The organism is Pseudoalteromonas shioyasakiensis (assembly GCF_001550135.1).
GTDB lineage: Bacteria > Pseudomonadota > Gammaproteobacteria > Enterobacterales > Alteromonadaceae > Pseudoalteromonas > Pseudoalteromonas shioyasakiensis.
In genome coordinates this window covers 92,038-115,719 of record NZ_LRUE01000012.1, presented here as the reverse complement: position 1 = coordinate 115,719, position 23,682 = coordinate 92,038, and the positions used below count along the sequence as shown (strand labels likewise).

20 protein-coding genes are annotated in these 23,682 nt (G+C 43.4%); 11 read left to right on the top strand and 9 right to left on the bottom strand.

Annotation, left to right across the window (positions count from 1 at the left end):
- Window positions 1-195 precede the first annotated feature (195 nt).
- Window positions 196-873, top strand: coding sequence for a TorF family putative porin (locus PASHI_RS05210; protein WP_054554395.1), 678 nt, complete (start codon window positions 196-198; stop codon window positions 871-873).
- Between the two features lie 64 nt (window positions 874-937).
- On the opposite strand, the gene PASHI_RS05205 is transcribed toward PASHI_RS05210, so the two are convergent.
- Window positions 938-1,834: an aldo/keto reductase gene (locus tag PASHI_RS05205; RefSeq protein WP_208855481.1), complete on the bottom strand. Its 897-nt coding sequence runs from the start codon at window positions 1,832-1,834 to the stop codon at window positions 938-940.
- A 167-nt stretch (window positions 1,835-2,001) separates the two neighbouring features.
- Between PASHI_RS05205 and PASHI_RS05200 the strand changes: the two genes are divergently transcribed.
- Genes PASHI_RS05200 through PASHI_RS05185 form a run of 4 tightly spaced genes read left to right on the top strand, consistent with a single transcriptional unit; the run spans window position 2,002 to window position 5,865 of the window.
- Window positions 2,002-2,712, top strand: a complete 711-nt coding sequence (locus PASHI_RS05200; RefSeq protein ID WP_058586182.1) for a YIP1 family protein — start codon at window positions 2,002-2,004, stop codon at window positions 2,710-2,712.
- A 48-nt stretch (window positions 2,713-2,760) separates the two neighbouring features.
- Window positions 2,761-3,927: an efflux RND transporter periplasmic adaptor subunit gene (locus PASHI_RS05195; protein ID WP_062564821.1), complete on the top strand. Its 1,167-nt coding sequence runs from the start codon at window positions 2,761-2,763 to the stop codon at window positions 3,925-3,927.
- Window positions 3,927-4,634, top strand: a complete 708-nt coding sequence (locus tag PASHI_RS05190; RefSeq protein ID WP_054562823.1) for an ABC transporter ATP-binding protein — start codon at window positions 3,927-3,929, stop codon at window positions 4,632-4,634. Before PASHI_RS05195 ends, PASHI_RS05190 begins: the two co-directional genes overlap by 1 nt.
- Window positions 4,627-5,865 (top strand): ABC transporter permease, encoded by a 1,239-nt coding sequence (locus PASHI_RS05185; protein WP_062564820.1) that lies wholly within the window; start codon window positions 4,627-4,629, stop codon window positions 5,863-5,865. Before PASHI_RS05190 ends, PASHI_RS05185 begins: the two co-directional genes overlap by 8 nt.
- Here PASHI_RS05185 and PASHI_RS05180 read toward each other — a convergent pair whose 3' ends face one another.
- Window positions 5,866-6,189 carry a Bor/Iss family lipoprotein gene (locus tag PASHI_RS05180; RefSeq protein ID WP_054562825.1) on the bottom strand — a complete coding sequence of 108 codons (324 nt, stop codon included), beginning with the start codon at window positions 6,187-6,189 and terminating at the stop codon, window positions 5,866-5,868. It abuts the gene before it with no gap.
- The gene (locus tag PASHI_RS05175; protein ID WP_054554401.1) at window positions 6,186-6,500 is read right to left on the bottom strand and encodes a Bor family protein; all 315 of its coding nucleotides are present in this window, start codon (window positions 6,498-6,500) and stop codon (window positions 6,186-6,188) included. The genes PASHI_RS05180 and PASHI_RS05175 overlap by 4 nt, the downstream gene beginning before the upstream one ends.
- A gap of 175 nt (window positions 6,501-6,675) precedes the next feature.
- On the opposite strand from PASHI_RS05175, the gene PASHI_RS05170 reads away from it, so the two are divergent.
- From PASHI_RS05170 to PASHI_RS05160, 3 genes are read left to right on the top strand one after another with little or no spacing between them, the layout of a single operon-like run.
- Complete coding sequence (locus PASHI_RS05170) at window positions 6,676-7,530, top strand: endonuclease/exonuclease/phosphatase family protein (RefSeq protein ID WP_062564819.1); 855 nt, start codon at window positions 6,676-6,678, stop codon at window positions 7,528-7,530.
- An 8-nt stretch (window positions 7,531-7,538) separates the two neighbouring features.
- Window positions 7,539-7,901 (top strand): YfeK family protein, encoded by a 363-nt coding sequence (locus PASHI_RS05165; RefSeq protein ID WP_240701518.1) that lies wholly within the window; start codon window positions 7,539-7,541, stop codon window positions 7,899-7,901.
- A 29-nt stretch (window positions 7,902-7,930) separates the two neighbouring features.
- On the top strand, window positions 7,931-8,608 hold the full coding sequence (locus PASHI_RS05160) for a nitroreductase family protein (RefSeq protein ID WP_055198623.1): 678 nt from the start codon (window positions 7,931-7,933) through the stop codon (window positions 8,606-8,608).
- Here the strand turns inward: PASHI_RS05160 and PASHI_RS05155 are convergent.
- From PASHI_RS05155 to PASHI_RS05145, 3 genes are read right to left on the bottom strand one after another with little or no spacing between them, the layout of a single operon-like run.
- Window positions 8,601-9,662, bottom strand: coding sequence for an efflux RND transporter periplasmic adaptor subunit (locus PASHI_RS05155; RefSeq protein ID WP_062564817.1), 1,062 nt, complete (start codon window positions 9,660-9,662; stop codon window positions 8,601-8,603). The two genes, PASHI_RS05160 and PASHI_RS05155, sit on opposite strands and share 8 nt — an antisense overlap.
- Window positions 9,652-12,939, bottom strand: a complete 3,288-nt coding sequence (locus tag PASHI_RS05150; RefSeq protein WP_062564816.1) for an efflux RND transporter permease subunit — start codon at window positions 12,937-12,939, stop codon at window positions 9,652-9,654. Before PASHI_RS05150 ends, PASHI_RS05155 begins: the two co-directional genes overlap by 11 nt.
- Window positions 12,940-12,946: 7 nt before the next feature.
- Window positions 12,947-13,249 (bottom strand): ArsR/SmtB family transcription factor, encoded by a 303-nt coding sequence (locus PASHI_RS05145; protein ID WP_062564815.1) that lies wholly within the window; start codon window positions 13,247-13,249, stop codon window positions 12,947-12,949.
- Between the two features lie 133 nt (window positions 13,250-13,382).
- On the opposite strand from PASHI_RS05145, the gene PASHI_RS05140 reads away from it, so the two are divergent.
- The 3 genes from PASHI_RS05140 (at window position 13,383) to PASHI_RS05130 (ending at window position 15,770) form a co-directional block, all read left to right on the top strand.
- On the top strand, window positions 13,383-13,571 hold the full coding sequence (locus PASHI_RS05140; protein ID WP_054562832.1) for a YgaP family membrane protein: 189 nt from the start codon (window positions 13,383-13,385) through the stop codon (window positions 13,569-13,571).
- A 1-nt stretch (window position 13,572) separates the two neighbouring features.
- Window positions 13,573-13,917 carry a rhodanese-like domain-containing protein gene (locus tag PASHI_RS05135; RefSeq protein ID WP_054562833.1) on the top strand — a complete coding sequence of 115 codons (345 nt, stop codon included), beginning with the start codon at window positions 13,573-13,575 and terminating at the stop codon, window positions 13,915-13,917.
- Window positions 13,918-13,979: 62 nt separating this feature from the next.
- Window positions 13,980-15,770, top strand: coding sequence for an alkaline phosphatase D family protein (locus PASHI_RS05130; protein ID WP_062564814.1), 1,791 nt, complete (start codon window positions 13,980-13,982; stop codon window positions 15,768-15,770).
- Here PASHI_RS05130 and PASHI_RS05125 read toward each other — a convergent pair.
- From PASHI_RS05125 to PASHI_RS05115, 3 genes are all read right to left on the bottom strand, one after another.
- The gene (locus tag PASHI_RS05125) at window positions 15,767-16,309 is read right to left on the bottom strand and encodes a PH domain-containing protein (RefSeq protein ID WP_062564813.1); all 543 of its coding nucleotides are present in this window, start codon (window positions 16,307-16,309) and stop codon (window positions 15,767-15,769) included. The two genes, PASHI_RS05130 and PASHI_RS05125, sit on opposite strands and share 4 nt — an antisense overlap.
- Window positions 16,310-16,408: 99 nt before the next feature.
- Window positions 16,409-20,725 carry an alpha-1,6-glucosidase domain-containing protein gene (locus PASHI_RS05120; protein WP_062564812.1) on the bottom strand — a complete coding sequence of 1,439 codons (4,317 nt, stop codon included), beginning with the start codon at window positions 20,723-20,725 and terminating at the stop codon, window positions 16,409-16,411.
- 22 nt (window positions 20,726-20,747) lie between these two features.
- Window positions 20,748-23,642, bottom strand: coding sequence for a TonB-dependent receptor (locus PASHI_RS05115; protein ID WP_062564811.1), 2,895 nt, complete (start codon window positions 23,640-23,642; stop codon window positions 20,748-20,750).
- Between the last annotated feature and the right edge of the window lie 40 nt (window positions 23,643-23,682).

Here is a 23,682-nt window from a genome sequence, read left to right as displayed (position 1 = left end):
CCATCCTTTTCACAATTAAATAAGTTTAAAAGCCTGTTTTTAAAGACTTTAAGCATAAAATATCCCGCTCAAAATTAACTTGGCACAACCAGTGCAATATCGTATCCAGACAACACATAGAAAATGTCCTCAAATAATAACCAGACTGCAATCTGAAAATGGGACAAAATCAACATAACAACAGGATACAGAAACATGCTAAAACTAAAAAAAACGGTCGCAGCAAGCGCCCTTGCGCTATTAACTTTGAGCTCAACATATAGCTACGCAGAAGTCACAGCAAACGCTGCGGCAACTTCAAACTACTTATGGCGTGGTCAAGAGCAAGGCGGTGGTGATGCTGCAATCCAAGGTGGTATCGACTACGCAAGTGAATCTGGCTTTTATGCGGGTACTTGGGTATCGAATGCTAGCTGGGCTGACGACATGACTTACGAGCTAGACCTTTATGCTGGTTTTGGCGGTGAAATCAATGAAACCTTTAGCTACGATGTTGGCTACATTTATTATGCATACCCAGATGCAGCGTCTTATACAGATGCAGACTTCTCAGAAATCTACGGTAGCATTAGCATGGGTAGCTTCACCTTTGGTGCAGCAGTCCTAGCAACATCAGCAGCAAGCGGTGACGGTACAGATTTTGGTGACTCTCTATATTTAAATGCTGACTATAGCTTCCCAGTTGGCAGTACCGGTGCAGAAATGGCCCTTCACTTAGGTCATTACTCAGGGGATTTCATTGGTGATGATGACATCATCGACTACGGTGTTTCAGTGTCGAAAGACGGCTTTACTTTCGGTCTTTCAGACAACGACATTGATGGTTCAGATGTAAAAGTGTATGTCGCTTACGCGGTTGACTTCACTTTATAAAGAATGTGTTACTTGCTGCAACACGAAGGGCCGTTAAGGCCCTTTTCTCGTTTTGGGCTATATATTAAGGCACACTATGCCCGGTTGAGCCTTGCCAAATGCGATACCATTGTTCACGGTTCATAGTAAGCTGCTTAGCTTCAACAGCTGATTTAACACGCTCAATATTACCCGTACCAAGTACCACAGACGGTGCACTTGGGTGCATTAACAGCCAAGCATAAACAACTTGATCAATGGCTGTGGCGCCAATTTCAGCACCAACCTGCTCCAACACTGTACGTAAACGCACCGCTTTTTCATCATCACTTGAGAATATACGACCCCCAGCTAATGGTGACCAAAGCATAGGTTTGATATCGAGCAATTGGCATTGGTCTAAGCTGCCATCATCAAGGGCTTTCATCTCGTAAGGTGAAAACTCAATTTGATTAGTTACAAGCTCAAAGTCTAAACGCGACTGCAACAAGCTAAGTTGCGATGGGGTGAAATTAGATACACCAAAATCAATCACGTCACCATTTGCTTTTAGGGTATTAAATGCTTGTGCCATTTCATCGGCGTTCATCAAGTAATCAGGGCGATGGATAAGTAATACATCTAAACGATCGGTGTTAAAGTTTTTAAGTGACTGCTGTGCTGAGGCAATTATATGCGCGGCACTTGAATCATAATGATTTGCTTTGCCTTGTAACCCTAGGCTTGCAAACGCAGGCTTAATACCGCATTTAGTGATTATTTTGATTTCATCACGAATACTTGGTTTTAGTTTAAGCGCTTTACCAAATTCGGCTTCACAACCGTACTCACCGTAGATGTCAGCGTGATCGGTATGTGACACACCCATTTCAATTGCATTTTCTAAAAAACTTAAGCATTGCTGTGGCGTTACCTGCCAATCTAACAAGCGCCAGAATCCTAATACCAACTCATCAATACAACGACCTTTGCTATTCACCATAACGACCTACTATTCCTAATAAATTCGACTCAAATTAATCCTTAAACCATATCACAGATTTACTAATCACAGCTGTTAACATACAGTTACAAAACAAATTGCTAATTTGTTACTAAACAGGATATTTTAGTACCTAAAAACAAATGTTATAAAACAAGGAATAAAAAATGAAATCATCAAATGTCATGACCGCATTGGTTGATATTTTTATCAGCCCGAGCAAAGCCTTTAATGGCTTAAAAGAAGCAAAAGGTTGGTCTTTTGTTGCCTTTATTTTACTTGCCGGCATCCTCGCTGCCAGCATGTTTGCTTTTTACAATAAAGCTGACCCGCAGTTTTTAATCGATCAACAAGTGGCAGCGGCCAGTGTTGATGCCACCATTGCAGAACAAAAAATGATTCGCCAAAGTATGGAGCAAACCATAGATATGCAAGTGTGGTTTGCTATATTTGGTGGCATCATTGGTTTGGCTGTTATTAATGCTCTAATGGCAGGCTACTACCTATTTGTATCTAAGCAAGATCCAGAAGCTAACTACGGTTATGGTGCGTGGTATGGCTTTGGTGTGTGGACCATGATGCCAATGATTATCTCAAGTCTTGGTTTACTCATCTTAGTATTAACTGCGAGTACCGACCAAATCTCACAGACGTTATTTAACTATGCTTCGATTAACCAACTTTTAATTGGTTTAGAAATTGGCCACCCATTTTACACCTTACTTGAAAGTCTCAATATCTTTTCTATTTGGGGTATTTTCATCGCAGCTATCGGTTTGAAGAGCTGGACTAATTTCACTTTCAATAAAGCGCTACTGTTTGCAGCTCTACCAAGTATTGTTATTTACGGTATTTGGACTGTAATCGCTCTCGTTTAATTCTGCTTTGAGCGGCAATATGCCGCTCTTAACTACCAAGGAAGTAACATGAAAAAAGCCATTATTATTGGCCTCGCTGTTACGGCATTTGTCGCTTTACTGATTTCAAAACAAGTCACAGGCAATAAAGATGCACCAGAAATGCATATTGCAGAAGTTGAACAAGGCAATATTGCCGATTCAATTTTAGCCTCTGGCAACCTAGTCTTTAACACCCAAGTGCAACTGCGCTCAGAAGTGACAGGCCGTGTAGCGAAAGTGTTTGTAGAGGAAGGTGAAAGTGTCACTGAGGGCGATATTTTAATGCGCCTAGATACGACCGCGTTTGAATCTGAAGTTGCACGCAACAAGGCCGTGCTTCGCGCGACCGAAATCGATATTAAACATAGCGAAACCCGATTGAAAAATATCGAGCGTCAACTAAGCCGCCAGAAAGAGCTTTATGAAGTGGGCCTTGCTGGCCAAGAGGTATATGAAAACCTACAAAATGCCCGCGATTTAGCAAAAATAGATATTGAAGCAAAACGTGAAGCTTACAACCAAGCCCAAGCATCGTTATTGATTGCTGAAGACCGTTTAAATAAAAGCGTGTTTCGCGCTCCAATGAGTGGCCTACTTGCTTCGGTCAATATTAAAGAAGGTGAAACTGTTATTGCCGGAACAACTAACATTATTGGCTCAGACCTGATGTTAGTAGCAGACCCCAGCGCAATATTAGCCGAGCTTCGAGTGGATGAGACCGATATTGCCGGTATCAAATTAGACCAACATGCAGATATCTATGCCGCCGCTTACCCAAATCAACCTTTCACTGGCAAAGTAATAAACATTGGCACATCAGCAAAAAATCAAGCCGGTTCTCAGGGCTTATCATTTAAAGTCAAAGTACTGCTTGATGCCACTGACCGCCAGCTTTATGCCGGAATGAGCTGCCGCGCAGAAATCGCCACAAGCATTGCCGAAAATGGCTTAAAACTGCCTATTGAAGCTATTCAAAAAGAGGATGATAGCTACTTTGTCTGGAAGCTTAATGCAGATAATACAGTAACTAAAACAGCGGTAACGGTAGGTATTTCTTCAGATATAGAGCAAGCACTAACCAGCGGTGTTGTTAAAGGAGATCGTATTGTTATCGGCCCTGCTAGACCACTTAGCTCACTAAAAGAGGGTGATACGATAGCCGTTAAAAACAGCCCTGAAAAAGGTGCTAACTAATGTCTGCGGTGATCAAACTCAGTAATATCAATAAACAATACAAAATGGGCGAACAAGTTTTCAAAGCCCTTGATGATATTAATATTGAAATTGCACAAAATGAGTATGTTGCCATCATTGGCCCTTCTGGCTCAGGTAAATCAACCCTGATGAACTTGCTTGGCTGCTTAGATACTCCCACCAGTGGTGACTACTATTTAAAAGATAAGCTAGTAAAGCGCATGACCGAAACGGAGCTTGCTCATCAGCGTAATGAAAGTGTTGGCTTTATTTTTCAAAGTTTCAATTTATTACCACGAGCATCCGCTCTTGAAAATGTTATGCAGCCTTTGGTGTATCGATTTATTTCTGCCAAAGAGCGAAAGCAACAAGCGCTCGAATCATTACAACGGGTTGGTCTTGGCGATAAGGTAAACCACCTTTCAAGCCAGCTTTCTGGTGGCCAACGGCAACGTGTCGCTATTGCTCGCGCATTGGTTACTAAACCCCACATTCTACTTGGTGATGAGCCTACCGGTAACCTAGATAGTAAAACCACCACTGAGATCATGGCGCTGTTTGATGAGCTTCATAACGAAGGGCACACCATCATTTTGGTTACTCATGAACAAGATATTGCTGATCACTGCCAACGTGTTATTCGCTTAGTTGATGGCAAGGTTGTTAGTGATACCCGTAAAGGCGAAGGAACAAGACAACATGTTTAAATCTGCTATCGCTGTAATGGAAGGTACAAAAGCCGCACTGATGGCAATTAAAGCCAATGCGATGCGCAGTGCCCTTACCTGCTTAGGCATTATTATTGGTGTTGCAGCGGTTGTTACCGTGGTGGCAGTGATGCAAGGGTTTACCAAGCAAATTAATGATCAGCTTGCTGATATGTCTCCCGATGTCACCAATATAAAACCTTACACTAGCGTAGAAAAAGAAATGGTAGGTCAACAAGCAAAGTTAACCTACAGCGACTTTTTAACTCTAAAAGCCCGAGTGAAAGAAGCCGAAACCTTTACTGCGCTAATGTTTACTTGGCGCTTTTCTGGTGCAGCAGAGTATGGCAATAAAAGTCATGCTTCACGGGTAATGGGCACCGAGCAAGACTACCAAAAAGCTTATCGCACCTACCCAGAACTCGGGCGGTTTATTCGCGCAGAAGATGATGAAAAACGCCGTCGAGTGGCGTTTATTGGCCCTTCAATTATCGAAAAGCTTAACCTGCCTGCAAACCCTGTAGGTGAATATATCAAACTCGGTGGTGAGTGGTTTCGCATTATTGGTGTTGCTGAAAAACAAGGTAGTTTATTAGGTTTTGACCAAGACGATTACATTAATATTCCAATAAGTACCATGAGTGCGCTAGAAGGCGGCAGTGTTGATACCAATGTACAAATGATGTTTCGTTTGAAAGACGATGCTAACGAAACCCAAGTACTGGCTAAAATTCGCCGTATCTTACGTCAATTACATAAATTAAAAGACGGTGAAGATGACGACTTTGAATTTGAAACCGCCGAAAAAGCCCGTGCTAATATCGATAAATTTACCGGAAGTGCTACCGCAATTACCGCGGGGATAGTGGGTATCAGCCTGGTAGTTGGTGGTATCGGAGTGATGAATATCATGCTGGTTTCGGTAACAGAACGCACACGTGTTATCGGCACTTTAAAAGCATTGGGAGCAACACCTGGCTTTATTATGCTGCAATTTTTAGTTGAAGCGGTGGTGCTATCACTGTTTGGTGGTTTAATTGGTTTAGCGATTGGTTATGGTGCTGCGGCACTGATTTCGTTATCAGTGCCGAGCATGCCAGATGCCTACATACCGGGTTGGGCGATTATGCTGTCATTTGGCTTTACTTCATTGATTGGTATTGTGTTTGGCTTAGCGCCCGCTATTAAAGCGGCACGCTTAAACCCAATTGATGCGCTGCGTTATGAATAACTAGTCTGGCTTATAAGGTACTTGAGCGCAGCTTATTTCAACTGTTTTCGGGTACCAAATAGGCCCAACTTGGTTTACTGCAACTTCAGCTAAGCCATTGGTGAACGACTTATAAGTGTGAACGGTTTGCCATTCGGAATCAGGACACTCCTCAGATAAGTCGACAGGCTTTGAACCTTCGTAAAGCGCTGCGGCAAAGTTATGATGCCATTGCTCTGTTGCAGGCGCTTTATTGGCTTGTGCAGCACTGCCATTATCAAAGTAGATATTTGTGCAACCACTTAAGGTTGCTACTAACACTGTTGTTACTAGTAGGCTTTTCATAATTGTTGCTCCTGTGCTTGTTGCTCACACCATACTTTTACTGTGTGAGGAGCATAAATTCCGAGTGTAACGAGTCCTAATGCGCCATCAGCGAATGTTTGTTGCGATTGCATTTGGGCAACTTTTTTATCTTGGCAAATAGCCTTTACATCAACGCGTTCTTCACCAACGAGGCCCCACAAAAAGAATGGGCGGCTATCTTGGTAATCAGCTTTAGTGGCTAATTTATTGGTTGTTTTTTCTGGCACTATGGTGACTGATGAACACGCTGTCACCGATAAGGCAAGCAGCATACAGGCCATTTGTTTCATGAGTAGTTCCTTTATCTGAGTTGTTAAGCTCAGTAAGTATAAGAATATGAGTACTCATTTTGGGTAAGAAAGCGTATAGAAATTGTAGGAAATACTACAGTTTCTAACATTTAGCCTTTGAACTAAACTGGGGCTATCGACGACTAACTCTTGAGAAAAGTAACTAAAGGTCATTATGACGGCATATCTGCGTATATTTTTATTACTTGTGTGTTTGAGTGTGCTGTCTTGGTATAGCTTTTCAAGCGATCCTAGCTCTGATGAGCAACAAGGTATAACCAAAACCGCTGTGAACCTTGCTAATTGCCAACAGCAATTAGCGCAAAGCCGCATGCAAACTTACGCTAAACATTATATTTTGCCCTATCAGTTCAAGTTATTGAGTTGGAATATCTACAAAGCACAAATAGATGGCTTACTCACAGATTTGCAAAAGCTAAATGCCGATGCTGATATTGTGTTACTACAAGAAGCTATCGAAGAGCCTGCGCTTACAAAGCTCAAACCCTATTGGCGCTTTGCTAAAGGGTATAAGAGTGGCGGCGTGCAATCAGGGGTTATGACACTCAGCCGCTGGCCAGCTACTGTGCATTGTACACTCACCCATAAAGAACCTTGGCTACGTAGCCCAAAAGCCACCAATATTGTGGAGTATGCGCTGCCAGATCAACAGTTATTACTGAGTATTAACCTTCATGCCATTAACTTTACGATTGGTATAAGTGACTTTAAACAACAGCTAGACGATGCCGCCGCTATTATGCGAACGCATAAAGGCCCAATCGTATTTGCCGGTGATCTCAATACCTGGAGTGATGAGCGCCAAGCCTTATTACAGCAAACATTAACCCAACTAGGTTTGCACGAAGCTATCTATTTAGATGATAAGCGCACCAAAGCATTTGGATTAGCACTTGACCAAGTGTGGGTGCGAGGTGTCAAAATAGAAACAACCGTTGTGCCTGAGCTTGCAAGCTCAGATCATAACCCAATTATTGCAACCCTGACGATAGAGCATCAAACGCTATGAGATTATGTATGAGAGGATATTGGTTTATCGCGTTAATATTATTGAGCATTAGCCAATTCAGTGATGCAGCCACCCCCGAACAAGAGATAAATCACCTCATTGATTTTGTTGCTAAAAGCGATGCCGTATTTATTCGCAACGGCACAGAGCACTCAAGCCAAGATGCTGCCGAACACCTTGCTATGAAGTATCGAAAAGCGACCCGCTATGCAAAAACTGCAGAAAAATTTATCGAAAACCTAGCGAGTAAAAGCTCATGGAGCGGTAAGCCCTATAAAGTAAGACTCAGCAATGGGTCGTTACTCAATGCAAAAGATTGGTTGAGCAATGAATTAAAAGAGTACCGCCGAAACCAACATATTCATAATTAAAATCATCAACACACAAGAAGCGAAAAGCCATGCAAGAACACAAAAATCAGCCACTCAACGACTTTATTGAGTACCCTCATGACGAGATGCTAAAACGCGCCGAAGAGTTTTTAGCCGTGAGTCAGCGTCGCCACAGTATTCGCAGCTTTAGCGACCGCCCAGTGCCAAAAGAAATAATCGAAACCTGTATTAGAGCGGCTGGCACTGCACCGAGCGGTGCCAATCATCAACCTTGGCACTTTGTAGCAATACACAGCAGCGATGTGAAAAAACAAATTCGAGAAGCCGCTGAAAAACTAGAGCGCTCATTTTATGAAGGTCGCGCAGGTGAAGAATGGTTAGATGCCTTAAAACCACTTGGCACAGATGCCAGTAAGCCCTACCTTGAGCATGCGCCTTGGCTAATTGCCGTGTTTAGTCAAAAGAAAGGCGGTATTTCTGCCGATGACAAAAATACCAATTACTATGTTCATGAATCTGTTGGCCTAGCAACCGGCTTTTTAATTCAAGCACTACACAGAGCTGGCCTTGCAACCCTTACGCATACACCAAAGCCAATGAGCTTTTTAACCGAAATTTGCGGCCGCGATAAAGATAATGAGCGCCCTTACATGCTGCTAATTGCAGGCTACCCAGGAACAGATGCAACCATCCCTGAGCATGCCTTAGTGAAAAAGTCGCTAGACGAAATAGCGACCTTTATTTAGCTTTAAAATCAACAGCCAGCACATCACCCGGGTTTAAACCTGAAACGATGTGCTGCTGGCCATTGACCATTTCGCCAAGCCGCACATAGCGGCGCACTATCTGATTATTTTCAAGTAAATAGACCATACTCAATTGGCCATATTGGTGCACCCAGCTTGATTCAATCAACACCCCTTTTTCAGTGGCGAGCGGTAATTGTAATTGCGCATAAAGCCCAGGCATTAACCCAGTTTGCGCATCTGTTTCTAAACGGATTTCCATACTACGCGCAGCACTATCAGCAACAGGCACAATTTCTGTCACTGTGGCAGGCATTGACGTAGATAAAGCAGGTAGTTTAACCGTTAGAGTTTGACCAACATTCAACTTAATTGCTTGTTGTTCTCTGACATTAAATGCTAATTGCAATTGTTGTGGGTTATACAGTGCGAGTAATGGCGTGCCAGGAGTTGCGGTATCCCCAGGCTCTGCAAAACGTTCAACCACAACACCTGAAATCGGCGCTTTAATTTGCGTAAAACTCAGTGCAACTTGCGCTTGTGTTTGCTGCTGTTTAGCAATCGCTAGGTTCGCAGTTAAATTATCGAACCTTGCTTTTGCATCGTCGTATTCGCTAACAGATACCAAGCCTTGCTTGTATAAGTCGTTAATACGCTTTAGTTGTTTCTCAGCTTGAGTCAGCGAGGCATTAATTGCATTTATTTGTGCTTCGCTTTGAGCAAGTCCTGCTTTAAAGTCATCTTGCTGCAAGGTAATTAGCACGTCACCTTGTTTTACAGTATCGCCAGCGCGTACATTTAAACGCTCAACTTGTGCCATTACACGAGAAGAGATTTGCGTATTTTGTTTTGCAATCACGGTGCCCGGTACAACTTCATCACGGGCAATATCTGCCAGTGTCACAGTCACTAACTGACCAGTGTAATCATTTGCCGATGGGTTTTTCATGCCTGCAGCTTGCTTATCAGAAAAACTGCCCGCCATGTAAAGTACCGCCACAATAATCACAGATAACGCGATGATTGAACCAATAAGTTTCGATTTACCCTGCATGAGCTTGTTCCTCTTTGGCTGCATCCTTTGCAAACACTAAATAATAAACCAGCGGCACAACAAATAATGAGAACATTGTTGATGCCACAATACCAAAAATAATTGCGATCGCTAGACCGCTAAATACCGGGTCTAGGGTGATCACCAAGTTACCTAATAAGGTGGTTCCCGCTGTGAGTAACACAGGGCGCATACGCACCGTACCTGCGGCGATTAAAGCCTGTTTAATTGCCATACCTTGGCCGCGAGCTTGATTTATAAACTCAACTAAAATAAGTGAGTTACGAACCACAATACCGGCAAGTGCAATCATGCCTATCATGGCTGTTGCGGTGAATAGCACCGGCTCTGGAGCACCAGCAATGCTGCGCTCTCCAAATTGATTTAATAGCCAAAAGCCCGGCATGATCCCTATTACGGTTAATGGAATAGCCGACATGATGATCAGTGACAAACTCGCAGAGTTTGTTTGAATGCGTAAGATGATGAAAATTGCAGTGAGCGCAAACGCAAAGGCAATCCCCATATCTCTGAATACATCAATGGTAATTCGCCATTCGCCTTCACCACTAAAGGTCACGTCAGTGCCAGCAGGTAATTGCCAAGCTTGGCTACCACCATTGTTGAAAAAGTGCCTACTTTGCCAATCTGTTTGGCTAAATTCGTCAGCGCTGATGCCTAAGTCGGCATTAACGTCAGCAATAATTTCAGCGGGTGTACGCCCATTTAGCTCAGCCATAACATATACAACATTACGCTGATCTTTACGCATAATTGGCTTGGCAACCTCTTGATGCTGAAATTCACCTAACTCAGATAGCGCCACCAGCGGCCGCGGTGCACTTTGTAGCCCAAATTCATCACTGGTTTTTGCAAGCTCCCTATCACCACGCACTTGTAATGCCAGCAATTGAGCAAATTGGTTACGATCTTGATAAGGCAGTTGTAACTTTATATCGACAGGGTCTGTTTCGCCGCTAACATATAACACCCCAACATTTTGTCCATGTGAGGCAATGGCTAAGGTCTGGGCAATATCTTGCGTAGACACCGCCGACAATGACGCTTTACTTTTATCGGTAACAAAACGCTGTAACGGCGCATTGGCAGCAATACTGGTATCAACTTCAACCACATGCGGCTCTTGTTTTAACCTTGCTGCAACGGCAAGTGCTGCTTGATAGTGAGTGCCTGTATCAACAAATGGCTCACTGTACACTTCGGCCACTAAGGTACTTAAAACCGGCGGACCAGGTGGTACTTCAACCACTTTAATTACAATGCCATCGGTTGCCAGTGGCGCTAATGCGGCACGCAAGCGCATGACCACGCCATGAGATTGATGATCACGCTCAGTTTTATCAAGCAGTAATACTCTGAGCTCAGCTAAATTAGCAGCTTCACGTCGATAATAACTACGCACCATACCATTAAAGTCCATGCTTGATGGCTGACCAACGTAGGCTGCCGCCTCGCTTACTTCATTTAATTGCCAAGTGATGGTTTGTACTTGTCGAGTAAAAGCGGCGGTTTGCTCAAGGCTTGTGCCTTCTGGCATATCAATTAAAACTTGCAACTCGTTTTTATTATCAAACGGTAATAGCTTTAGAGGTACTGCACGCATTACGGGTAGCATGGCACTGGCGACAAACAAGGCTAATGTGGTCCATAGAACGAGTTTGGCGCGGCCTTTAGACTCAAGTAATGGTGACAATATGCGCTCGTATAAGCTATGGGGATTAGCTTCTAGTTGCATGCTGTCATCGACTGGCGCTTTAAGTAATTTCATGGCTAACCATGGCGTGACAAAAAATGCCACTATGGTTGAAACCATCACACTGACCGGTACATTGAATGCCATCGGTGCCATATACGGCCCCATCATGCCGGTGATAAATGCAAGTGGGATAAATGCCACCATAATGGTCAATGTAGACATAAACAGCGCCACACGAATTTCGCTCATGGCATCAACTATGCGTTGTTTTTTATCGCCTTTTTTTGTTAAAAAGCGACTTATGTTGTCTATCCCAGTAATGGGATCATCAACCAATAAACCTAAAGAAAGTATTAATGCAAACAGCGTGACTCGGTTAATCGTATAGCCAAAGGCAAAATCAAGTGTCAGGGTGATGCCGTAGCAAATAGGTACCGCTAGCCCCACAACAATCGCTGGTCGCCAACCTAAAAATACGCCAACAAAAATAACCACGGTAAATACCGCAAACACTAAGCTCGATGTAAGGTTATTTACTTTTTCATTCGCGGTTTGGCCATAGTCACGCAGTACGGTGTAGCCCAGTTCATCTGGTAGTAGATTAGCCGATAAGCTATCCATCATGCTGTGCACTTCATTGGCTACAGCTACCGCATTGGTACCTGCTTGTTTAGCGACACTAATTGTGACTAAAGGAAGTTGTTGCTGATTATCTGATTGAGCCAACCATTGATAACTTTGTGCTTCGCTTGGCCCATCACTCACCTGGGCCACATCACTTAGGTAAACACTCTTACCATTAACCACATTGACAACAAGCCGTTCAATCGCAGATTGAGAGCGTAAAACATCACCCACTTGTAAGGCGATTTGCTGCTTACCCTCAACAACGCTGCCCACATTCACTAATTGGTTAGATACGCTAAGCGCATAATACACATCAGTTAGGGTTGTTTGATGTGCAGCAAGGGCACTTGCATCAAGGTTAATCGTTAATTGACGAGTTCTACCTGCAATCACTTTCACTTCGCTGGTATTTTCGATGCGCTGTAAACTGCTAGCGATTTCGTTGGCAAAGCGAGTTAGTTGATAATCATCGTAAAGTTTTGGATCTTTACTAAATAAGCCCAGCATTACTATTGGCACGTCGTTCACTTCAACCGGACGTATTTGCCATGAGCTGATCACTGACGCCATAGTGTGTTGATAGCTATAGAGTTTAGCGTAAGTGTCGAGAATGGCTTGCTCACGGTCGTGACCAACTTCAAAGCGAAGAGTAACAACAGCAGCATTACTTTGTGTAGTCGAGTAAATATGCTCAACGCCCGTTAACTGTGCCAATAACTTTTCCAATGGTTCAGTTACCAGCCTAGCTACTTCTGGCGCTTCGACGTTTGGCGCTGCCACATATATATCAAGCATAGGAACCACAATTTGCGGCTCTTCTTCACGAGGGGTTTGCTTTAATGCCATTAAACCAAGCAGTACCGACATAATAAAAATAATGACAGGGAGGCGACCGCTCAAGCTGTTTTTTACTGCATTATCGATAGCATTCATTGCTTAACTACCTTTTGCAAAATAAACCATGAAGGGTTTCAAGGATTGCCATAACACTTTTATCGACCACGCGATAATAGATAGTTTGGCTTTCACGTCGAGTCGCAACTATCTGAACTTTTCTCAGCGCCGCTAAGTGTTGCGATAATGCTGACTGCGCCAATGGCACAGCTTCGTTTAATTCGCTCACGCTCATTTCACCATCTTGCAGCGAACATAAGATCATCAAGCGATTTTTATTCGCCAATATCTTTAGCATTTGCTCTGCTTGTTCCACATTGTCGGCCATAGCCGCAAAATCGATGTTCATAATCACACTACTCTATATTCTTAAAATACCGCTAAAGTATAGATTGATATATTAGAAAAGTCTAATATTAGAATTTACTAATGTAGCATTATCTAATATATTAAATACATCACTCTGTTATCGAGGTCTTATTATGAAACTAAATGACGCGCTTCGCTTAATTGCTGGTGTAATGATCTGTATTTCATTGTTGCTACAACAGTTTCACAGTCCACTGTGGATTTGGTTTACGGTATTTATTGCTCTAAACTTAATTCAATCGGCATTCACTAAGTGGTGCCCAATGATCACCATTTTACGCAAACTTGGCATGGAGGATTAGTATGCTGACACCAATTCCTGACTTAATGAAAATTATTGCCCCAAACCAGCGCCGCATTAGCGCTGACCAAGCAAAACAAGAGTTAAGCGAAAACCATGGTTTATTAATAGACGTACGCGAACCTGCTGAGCACGCAACTAAAGCAGCGACAGGTGCAATTAATATCCCACGCGGTGTACTTGAAATGAAATTAATGGAAATCGAAAAAGATCCTGCAAGACCCATTTACTTACACTGTGCAAGTAGTGCCCGCGCCACACTAAGTGCCGAAGCACTGACTCGTGTTGGCTACGAAAATGTCACTGTAATCACCTGTAATGCCGAACAAATCTGTCAGGTTTTTTAACTTCATAGAACAGTAACACTGGTCGGATAAGCTCGTACTTTTCTACTTATAGGTACAGAGCAATGACTTTTACGCGCAGACGCTTTTTAAAGGCATCGGCGGCTGGTTTTGGAGCCGCCGTTTTATCTTTTGGTTTAACGGGCTGTAGTCTTAATGACGATGATGACGAAACCACAAAGCAAATCCCTGTCAGCTTTGATCACGGTGTTGCCAGTGGCGACCCGCTCGCTGATAGTCTAATTATTTGGACTCGCATAACACCTCTTGAAAACGTCACGAGTGTTAACGTAGTTTGGCAAGCCTCAACAGATGCTAACTTTACAACCATTAGCCATGATGGCGAAACACAGGTAAGCGATGCAACTGACTTCACCTTAAAAGTTGATCTGCAAGGTCTCGATGCCAACACCACCTATTACTACCGCTTCATAAGTAATGGTAAAACCTCACCTACTGGAGCAGGTAAAACGCTTCCAACCGACAACATAGAACAAGTAAAATTTGCCGTTGTCTCTTGCGCGAACTATCCTGCAGGCTACTTCCATGTGTATGGTGAAATCGCAAAACAAACCGATTTAGATGCAGTACTGCACTTAGGTGACTACATCTATGAATATGGTAATACAGGTTATGCCACTGAAGATGCCGCCGAACTTGGCCGTTTATTACCTGATGACAATAGCGATGAAATCATTTCTTTAGCGGATTATCGCAAACGTTACGCCCATTATCGTAAAGACGATAACTTGCAAGCTGCCCATAGTCATTGTGCATTTATTACTGTTTGGGACGACCATGAAATAACTAATGATACATGGCACAGTGGCGCTGAAAATCACAACGACGGCGAAGGTGAATTTAGCGAGCGCAAAATGCATGCGTTACAAGCCTACTTTGAATGGATGCCTATCCGCAATGTTGCCGATAAAGAACGTATTTATCGACGCTTTGAGTTTGGTAATTTAGTTTCATTACACATGCTCGATACCCGTGTTTTAGCTCGCGACGAGCAAGTTAATTATGCGGATTTCGACTTGACCAGCAGCCAAGGACAAACTGACTTTGTTGCAGCAATTAGCTCACCTACTCGTGCTCTATTAGGTAACGAGCAACTTACATGGCTGACTGATGGTTTAACGACAGCAACAACACAATGGCAAGTACTTGGGCAACAAGTGCTGATGACCAAAATGCATTTGCCATTCGAGATTTTACAGTTACTAATGAATATTCAAGTGACTCAAGCAAACGGTGCTGATCCATCTGCATTACTTGCTCAAGCAAATACCTTATTTAGTGAGCTTGCGCAAATTAAAGGGCGCGTATTAGCTGGCGATCCAACAGTTACTAGTGAGCAGCGAGCACGCGTAGAAACAACAGCGCCTTATAATCTTGATGCATGGGATGGCTATGCTTATGAACGAGAGGTAATACTTGGGACTGCAATTGCTGCACAAAAGAACTTGGTGGTTTTAGCGGGTGACACGCATAACAGCTGGGCAGGACAATTAGTCACTGATGCAAGTAACCCTGTTTCTGCTAACGCTGCAGCTGGTGTTGAGTTTGCAACATCTTCGGTTTCTTCTCCAGGTCTTGAGAACTACTTAGCGTTAAATACGCAATCGAGTGAGGCTGTCGCACAAATTGAGCAAGTTATTGCATTACTGGTTAACGACTTAGCCTACAACAACTTAGTTGAACGCGGTTACTTAACGGTCACCTTTACTCAACAGCAAGCGCTTGCCCAGTGGCATTATGTAAGTAGCGTTAAAACAGCCGATTACACACTGCTTAACGAGCGTCAAAAAGCGCTCAGCGTACAAGCTGATAGCTCTACTTTACAAATGGCTTAACGCTTTTCATCTAATAGCGTAACTAACATTTGCTCAATGTTTTTTACGCTATAAGTAAGTGAGCGCAGCAGTTCTAACTGAGTATCTTCGGGTTGATGCTCAGCTTTAGTATTGCTGCTTTGAGTCATTTGATCTTTTTGTTTTAAGATTGCTTCACGAAACTTCTCAGCATCAACCACTCCGAGCAATGATACCAATGCACCTTGTCCTGATTGACCTGCCGTTTCAAAACTCAGTCGATAAAGGCCAAATTGACGCATTAAAGGACCTTGGCTAAGTGCCACATCGGTTATTTTTTCAAGTGGGACCGATTTTTCTTCTTTAAAGAATACACCGCGTTTTACCACTAACTTACGCGTTAGCAACGTGGCTGACATCGCCGCTAAAATACGCCCTGCCACCAGCCAGATTATTAACGCAACAATGGGAATAAAAGGGATACCTACCATACTAATCACACAGGTAAAAATACCCAGTAATAACCAATACTGTTTTACTTTTTGATCAAAGCTGGCACTCAATAAACTGGTTTCTGTCATCATAGGCTCCTTGATAAGTAGTTATGACAATATACAAACTTTTCATTAAATACAAAAAAAGCCGAGCAAAAGCCCGGCTTAAGGGTACTGCAGGGAAAGCTACTCCACTGCTTCAACCGTCACTGTTAGTTTACTCAGATCAGGTCCTTGCACTGTAAAACGATAATCGCCAGCAGCTGCAATACTCAGGGCGATATTGGCACCAACGGCTTCTAGTAAAGCGGCTTCGCCAAGCACTGCAACAGGGGCATCACCACTGCCGCCATAATCTACGGTACTCCAATCTTCAGAAGCGACTTTGAACTCATAGTCACCTGCTTCTAATGTCATGGTGGTACTGTACATCGCATCACCAGCATAAATCAGTGGGTTATCTGTGCCCCAGCCATTAACGCTACCGCGTAAGTAAACCTGAGTTGCGCCAAACATTTCTGCATTGAATACAGTCATAAGTGGCTCTTCAAGGTTACTGGCATCAAACACAAACTGATATTGACCATCGCTTGCAATATCCATTGTCATGTTTGCGCCTTTTACCGCAAGTAGTTTTTCAGTACCCACTGTAACCGCTGCACTACTTTCACCTGAGCCATAATCCACCGTGTTCCAATCTTCAGAGGCCACTTTGAACTCATAGCTACCCGCAGTTAACTGTTTAGTGAAGGTATAAACACCTTTACCTTGATACATTAACTCGTCACTGGTACCCCAATCGTTTAAGCTACCGCGTACATAAATTGGCGTACCAACAAATGGCTCTTCATTATAAACCTTAAGTACTGGGTTATCGGTGTCTGTGGCATCGAATGAGAACACATAAACAGCATCCATTGCCGCCGTAAAGGTCATATTGGCGCCACTGCGTGTTAGCGGCTCATCTTCACCTTCGAGCACTTCAGCAACATCGGCAGAAAGCGCACCAAAATCAACGGTAGACCAATCTTCAGAAGCCACTTTAAATTCATAGCTACCTGCTGTTAGAGGAATGGCAATTTTGTACTCGCCATTACCTACATATTCAAAGCTATTTGTCGTACCCCAGTCATTTAACGAGCCACGAACATAAACTGTTGTGCTACCAAATGGCACAATATCTGGCGCACCCACAGTCGCATCGGCACTTAAGCCTTCACCTTGTGCATCACCTTGTGGTTTCACAAACACAGCAACAGTATATGGCGGAACATTAAAGGTACCTTCGCCTTCACCAGCCATAAAGCTTGCTGCGGACATACTTGAGTCAACACTCGCTTTTAAAACAGGGTGAAGCTCAAAACCCGCAGCCGTTGATACCGTATGCGATAAGCTTTGCTCAGTGCCGTTCATCACCACGACAATGGCATCGTATTGGCTATCTAGATCAGTCAAACCAACACCATCATCGATACTCATCACGACTAAGCCTTGCTGTTGACGCTTACCAATATTGTGGAAGCCAACGCGGTCTAAGATGTCTTGCTCTGTGGTTAAACTAAATAATGGGCTGGCACTACGAATTGCTAAGAACTCAGTAAATACATTACTTGCGTATTCAATGTCGCTAGCCATCGCTTGCGCATTCGTATTTGCCGAAATAGGTGCAATTTCGCCCCACTTCGCTTGGTTATCTTGCGCAGGCGGTAAACCTACATTCCAGTTGTTGGTTTCTTTACTGAAATCAACAAAGTTAAACCAATCACCAGAATCATAGCTGTTACGATCCATTGATTTAGAACGCAGCAGATCAGCACCCATTTGCATAAATGGAATACCTTGGCTCATCAGCGGCATAGCTAAAGCCATATTGTGAACACGCACACGCTCTTCAATACTTAAGTTAGTGCCATGTTTATATTGCAGCTGATCCCACAATGTTTCGTTATCATGCTTAGAGACATAGTTAATGCTGTCAGCCGGATCGAGTGCATAAGCCGCAGGCTGACCACTCCAACTAAAGCTACTGCCTTTTGCTGAATTACCTTTAAAGTCTTTAAGAATGTAGTTTTGTAAGTTACCTGCCAGTGATAAACGCAACGTATCTTGCTCAGATAAATTGCCATCTGTGGCATTATTGCTAAAGAATGCACCACCGCGAATTGCCTCACGTATACGGTCATTAAAGGTGCCTACTTCAGTGCCAGCCATATCCATTTGTTTAGCTTGCACAAATAAACGGTTATCTGCGACTTCACCAAAGTTCCACCCTTCACCGTAGAAGTAAGTATCTGGGTCAACCGCTTGCACTGCACTAAGCGCGGTCATAATTGACGCTTTTGGCATATGCCCCATCACATCAAAGCGGAAGCTATCGTAACCAAAGTCACGGGCTAGAATTACCATAGAATCAGCAACAAACTTATCCATCATGACATGTTCTGTTGCTGTATTTTCACAACAGGTTGAGCGCTCAATATCGCCTGATGTTTCGTTATATCTGTGGTAATAACCTGGTACCAGTTTATCGAAGACTGATTTATCCCAAACACCTGATGAGGTCGTGTGGTTGTAAACAACATCAAGCACGACACGTAAACCAATTTCTTGTAAAGACTGGATCATCGCACGCGTTTCTTTGACTCGTGCAATACCTTCAGGCGATGAAGCGTAAGAGCCTTCAGGCGCAATAAAATGATGCGGATCATAACCCCAGTTAAAGCTATCAACACCACGCATTGCATTAGCAAGTGCTTGAGCATCATCAGAGCCAGGTAGGTAAGACGCCATTAAATCAACAATTAAAGCGCTCTTATCTTCGGTTTTACATGCATCGGCATCATCGTCAATGCGGCTACATAAATCACCTAAGGTTGCAGTAATATCAACACGCTGACTGGCATCTTCATCAATGGTGCCAATATCTGTCAGTGGTAGTAAATGGAAATGTGTTAAGCCATTATCTGCCAGCTTTTTGAGATGTTGCATTGGTGCGCTATCAAGCTCAGTAAACGCAAGATACTTACCACGGTTTGCTTCACTGACGGTTTCATCACGTACACTAAAATCACGCACATGACCTTCGTAAATGACCGCTTGCTCAGGGTAATCAACCGTTGGCACCATACGCTCATCCCAGCCGGTTGGTTTAGTATCTTCATCATCAAGGTTGATCAGTTGGCTATATAGACCATTGGTTGAAACGTTTAATGAATAAGGATCTGTGCTCCATAAGCTTTCAATTTGCTTAGTCGTAGGATGATAAACATCAAACATAAAGCGGTAGTAATGGCGATCGTGACTGATATCGACATTGCTAGACCAAATACCCGTTGTGCTATCAAAGGTCATAGCAAGTTGTTCAAGCTCTGTTTTATCAGCATCATACAGCGCTAATTTCATATTGCTTGCCGTTGGAGCCCATACCGACACATCAATGCCATTATTGGCGTAATGCACACCTAGTTGTGCTTCATTAGCATCACTTTCGCCACTGGTGTATAAGTCATCGAGGGCTTTAGCTGTTTGCACATAAGTGGCTTCTGTTAGCTTGCCATCAGCATCATAGCCTGCCACAACCAGTTGTTGTTTAATAAGCTCTTTTGCAGCGGCTGCATCCCAGTTACCTTGGTATGCATTCCATCCAGCAAGGTGCGGTACTTTAGCGATTTGTTCATCGCTCAAAGATGTCGATGTAAGCTCAACCACTTGACCATTTAACTCACCAGTATCTTCATCGACAGCTAAATCTGCACTGTTTGATGAGTGTAATTTAATGATGCTTGTCAGCTCATTACTTGGCTGGTAAATCACAGTTGATAAATCTATCCAATGCGCTGAAGCACCAGAAATACTCACCGGGCGCTCACCTAAGCTAACAATTGGATATTCAAATACTGATGGTTCACCATGAATGGTAAAGTTCATACGTTGGAACTTTTCATCGTCCTGCATCAATGGCATTTTTAAATCAACATCACCAAACGCTTTGCCAGACCCTTCGGTACCAATATGCACAATGAAGTTAGCACACTCGTTGTAACCTTCTTTTAATTTTACAATCCAGTACGCGCCATAGTTAGGATCAATACCATCGTATTCATGCCCATTGGCCCAATCAGTGGCATCAAACGGCGCTGCGTACGCATCGCAGTCATCATTATTCCATGAGTGTAATCGATAGCCTTCGTAGGCATCATCACTGGTGCGGTTATAGAATAAGATGGCTTCGTCATCTGCAGGGAAAACCACAGGATCAGGCAAAGTGGGATCAGCGCCTACTACGCAGCTTTCATTATTCTCATCGGGTACCGTTGGTGCCGGACAACTAATCGGTGGCGGATCAACACACTCAGTCCCCGCTTCATTAGGGATTTGCGGGACACTACAGGTCAATAAAACTTGCCCAGAATCTATATCGTTACTAGCGCCACCACCACATGCAGTTAGCATTACAATGCTACATGCAATCAGTAAGCGGCTAAAATTAGCTATTATTTTCATATTATTATCTCCAGCTTACTGATCAATGGTTATAGGTAAAACCTAGATAAAACTGACGACCAAAAAATTGCGTGGTGCCTGTTTTACTGGTTGTTCCAAAGTAGCTTTGTGTTGGTTCATCGGTTAAGTTATTCACTTGTAATAACATGCCGAATGAATCTGTGAACTGATACGACGTTTGGAAATCGACAACCGTTTCCGCATCAAAATTCACCACTTGCTCATTGACAGCAACTTGCTCTGAAACGAAATCATCGCGATAACGCACATTCAAACGTGTTTCAAAGTTTTCATAGCTGTAAAAAAGTGTGCCGTTAAAGACATTGTTTGAAAGGCCAGGCAAGTCTTGCGACACAGAATCACCACCTAAATCGGTAATAGATTGCACCTCACTCTCGGTATACGAGTAACTGGCGTTAATGCCTAAACCTTCAAACGGCGAGGGTAAGAAAGAGAAAACTTGCGTATAGGCAAGTTCAATACCACGAATATAACCGCCTTTAGCATTATTAACCGCAGTGGTGTACACCCCATTTGTAGTTTCGATTTGCTCACCACTGACAGGGTCAACAATGTATTCTGGTACGTTAAAACCATTACCCTTAAAGTCAAAGTTCTCTATGGCTACCGTATCTATGAATGAGTCGATATTCTTATAAAACGCAGCAACAACCAGTGCACCATCGGTGTCTTCAAAGTATTGCTCGTACGAGATATCGTATTGATCAGCATAGAAAGGTTTTAAGAATGGGTTATTAGTACTTGAACCGTTAATTTCGCCGTCATTGTTAACCGATGCACTGGCATCACCCGCTAAACGGTTAATCGGAGCGCGCGCCATCACTTTTGCCGCAGCAAAACGAATTTGTGTTGCATCACTCACTTTAAAGTTGAGGTTTAATGAAGGCAGGTAGTCAGTGTATTTAATGCCTAACACGCTTGGTGCATATAGGTCGTTAACAATGCCATTGTCATCGACAATATACTGCGCTCCGAGCTGCGGATCGCCACCGACGTTTTCGAGTACAGTCGCTGACTGATCGGTATCTACTCGGCGAATACCAATATTACCTGTAACGGGTAGAGTGCCAATTTCAGTATCAATGTTAAGCATAAGATAGGCTGACACTACTTCTTCATACACTGAGCCACTTTGTAACATGGTCCATGAGTAGTTAGTGGTATAGCCTTGCGCATCTGGCTCACCATCACCATCTAAATCCACAACACCATCGGCGTTACCCCAGGTCTGTACTGGCTGCGGAATACCACTTGGGAACCACGCGTTGAGTGCTTTATCTAAATCGATCGCTAGGTATGATGGGAAATAACTAAACTCGCCTTGCCAATCGACTACTGTAGTCATGTCATCGGTAAGACGAAGCGGTGGTTGAGTCGAAGAAAATGCACCATCGTTACCGTATTCAAATACAGAGCGATTATTGCTGTACTCACGGTCTGAATAACGCGCGCCAAATTCAATGGAGCTAAACCAGTTATTCTCTAACTCATACTTAAAATCGAGTCGAAATGCTTTTACTTCATCTTCATTTTCATACGGGTAAATACCGTATTTACTGACCATAACTCGGTCAATATCGCTAAATGCGTCGGCTTGGTTAAAACCTACATCAGGCAAGTTTAAGCCGTTCAATTGATAGTTAAGCGATACATTGGTATCGAACACAGGGTTCTCAACAGTGGCATCTTCTGCTACCAATGCCCAAAGTAAACCATTACGAAAATTACTCTTAGCACGTGAAAGCGACACGTCAGCATTGACGTTTAAACGCTCAGTAACTTGCCAATCGGCATTAATGCCATAGCTGTCTACTTCATCAAAGTCTTGGTTATCATCATTAACGATTTCAACACGGGTAAAGCTATTTGATGTGCGGTTAATTGCACCACCAATCACCGCATTACCGTCAAGCACTGGGTTAGCATACACCGCAGACGGACCACCAAACTTAACCCGAAAACCACGGGCAAATGATTCGCTATCAAAACGCGATAAAAACGCATCACCTTTTAGTTTAAAGTTATCGGTTGGCACCCATTCAATTGAGGTTAAATAACCATTACGGGTTTCTTCACCACCTAAGTGCTGAAGCTCAAACCCTTCACTGATGTATTCATTAGCAGGATTATCAGCAGGGCCATCGGTATCATTTGCTAGCCCATCAACGTCTTTATTACCGTTATATGCTAAACCGATAAACTGAGTCGCCACACTTGGTTGGAATAAGCGCGCGTAACCTAGTGCGACACCTAGCGTATCGTCAAGAAACTTACCTTGGTAAGAAAAGCTTATACGGTCGCCATACTCCGTGGCATCAAATACCTCTGAAGCACGGTCGTTATACATACCACGCACATTCGCAGTAAATTTGTGTTGCTGGTCGTTATCCAATGGGCTGGCGGTTTGTAGCTCGACTGTACCCGCGACGCCCCCTTCAATAAGTGATGCTTTTGGCGACTTGTAGACCGCCGCGGAACTGATTAACTCAGACGGGTATTGGTCAAACTCAATACTGCGACTACCACTAGTAGATACTTGCTCTCGACCATTTAATGTCGAAAAAACAAATCCACCAGATAAACCGCGAATGTTGATTTCGGCAGCTTGGCCACCGGTACGTACCGCCGAGATCCCCGGTAGACGTGTTAATGCATCTGCCATAGACACATCAGGTAATGCCCCTAAGTCATCAGCTGATAGTTGCTCAGAGACAGTGTCGCTAAAGCGTTTTTGATTTAATGATTGAATTAAGCTGCGACTAAAGCCGCGCACTTCGATTACTTCTAGCTCAGGATCAATTTCCTTTGCTGATGTGCGTTCTTCTTCCGTCGCCGCTATTGCACTATTTGCTGCCACTAAAGCCAGCATAAGCGCACTTAGCTTGAATTTCCCCATTGGATTTCCACCCTGTTGTCGTTGGAGGTGTTGTATTTGT

What these genes read in the sequence shown, in the direction of transcription:
- PASHI_RS05190 (WP_054562823.1), top strand. Translation starts at nt 3,927, where the DNA reads ATGTCTGCGGTGATCAAACTCAGTAATATCAATAAACAATACAAAATG.
- PASHI_RS05200 (WP_058586182.1), top strand. Translation starts at nt 2,002, where the DNA reads ATGAAATCATCAAATGTCATGACCGCATTGGTTGATATTTTTATCAGC.
- PASHI_RS05130 (WP_062564814.1), top strand. Translation starts at nt 13,980, where the DNA reads ATGACTTTTACGCGCAGACGCTTTTTAAAGGCATCGGCGGCTGGTTTT.
- PASHI_RS05175 (WP_054554401.1), bottom strand. Translation starts at nt 6,500, where the DNA reads ATGAAACAAATGGCCTGTATGCTGCTTGCCTTATCGGTGACAGCGTGT.
- PASHI_RS05185 (WP_062564820.1), top strand. Translation starts at nt 4,627, where the DNA reads ATGTTTAAATCTGCTATCGCTGTAATGGAAGGTACAAAAGCCGCACTG.
- PASHI_RS05140 (WP_054562832.1), top strand. Translation starts at nt 13,383, where the DNA reads ATGAAACTAAATGACGCGCTTCGCTTAATTGCTGGTGTAATGATCTGT.
- PASHI_RS05125 (WP_062564813.1), bottom strand. Translation starts at nt 16,309, where the DNA reads ATGACAGAAACCAGTTTATTGAGTGCCAGCTTTGATCAAAAAGTAAAA.
- PASHI_RS05165 (WP_240701518.1), top strand. Translation starts at nt 7,539, where the DNA reads ATGAGAGGATATTGGTTTATCGCGTTAATATTATTGAGCATTAGCCAA.
- PASHI_RS05160 (WP_055198623.1), top strand. Translation starts at nt 7,931, where the DNA reads ATGCAAGAACACAAAAATCAGCCACTCAACGACTTTATTGAGTACCCT.
- PASHI_RS05180 (WP_054562825.1), bottom strand. Translation starts at nt 6,189, where the DNA reads ATGAAAAGCCTACTAGTAACAACAGTGTTAGTAGCAACCTTAAGTGGT.
- PASHI_RS05120 (WP_062564812.1), bottom strand. Translation starts at nt 20,725, where the DNA reads ATGAAAATAATAGCTAATTTTAGCCGCTTACTGATTGCATGTAGCATT.
- PASHI_RS05155 (WP_062564817.1), bottom strand. Translation starts at nt 9,662, where the DNA reads ATGCAGGGTAAATCGAAACTTATTGGTTCAATCATCGCGTTATCTGTG.
- PASHI_RS05135 (WP_054562833.1), top strand. Translation starts at nt 13,573, where the DNA reads ATGCTGACACCAATTCCTGACTTAATGAAAATTATTGCCCCAAACCAG.
- PASHI_RS05205 (WP_208855481.1), bottom strand. Translation starts at nt 1,834, where the DNA reads ATGGTGAATAGCAAAGGTCGTTGTATTGATGAGTTGGTATTAGGATTC.
- PASHI_RS05145 (WP_062564815.1), bottom strand. Translation starts at nt 13,249, where the DNA reads ATGAACATCGATTTTGCGGCTATGGCCGACAATGTGGAACAAGCAGAG.
- PASHI_RS05150 (WP_062564816.1), bottom strand. Translation starts at nt 12,939, where the DNA reads ATGAATGCTATCGATAATGCAGTAAAAAACAGCTTGAGCGGTCGCCTC.
- PASHI_RS05170 (WP_062564819.1), top strand. Translation starts at nt 6,676, where the DNA reads ATGACGGCATATCTGCGTATATTTTTATTACTTGTGTGTTTGAGTGTG.
- PASHI_RS05210 (WP_054554395.1), top strand. Translation starts at nt 196, where the DNA reads ATGCTAAAACTAAAAAAAACGGTCGCAGCAAGCGCCCTTGCGCTATTA.
- PASHI_RS05195 (WP_062564821.1), top strand. Translation starts at nt 2,761, where the DNA reads ATGAAAAAAGCCATTATTATTGGCCTCGCTGTTACGGCATTTGTCGCT.
- PASHI_RS05115 (WP_062564811.1), bottom strand. Translation starts at nt 23,642, where the DNA reads ATGGGGAAATTCAAGCTAAGTGCGCTTATGCTGGCTTTAGTGGCAGCA.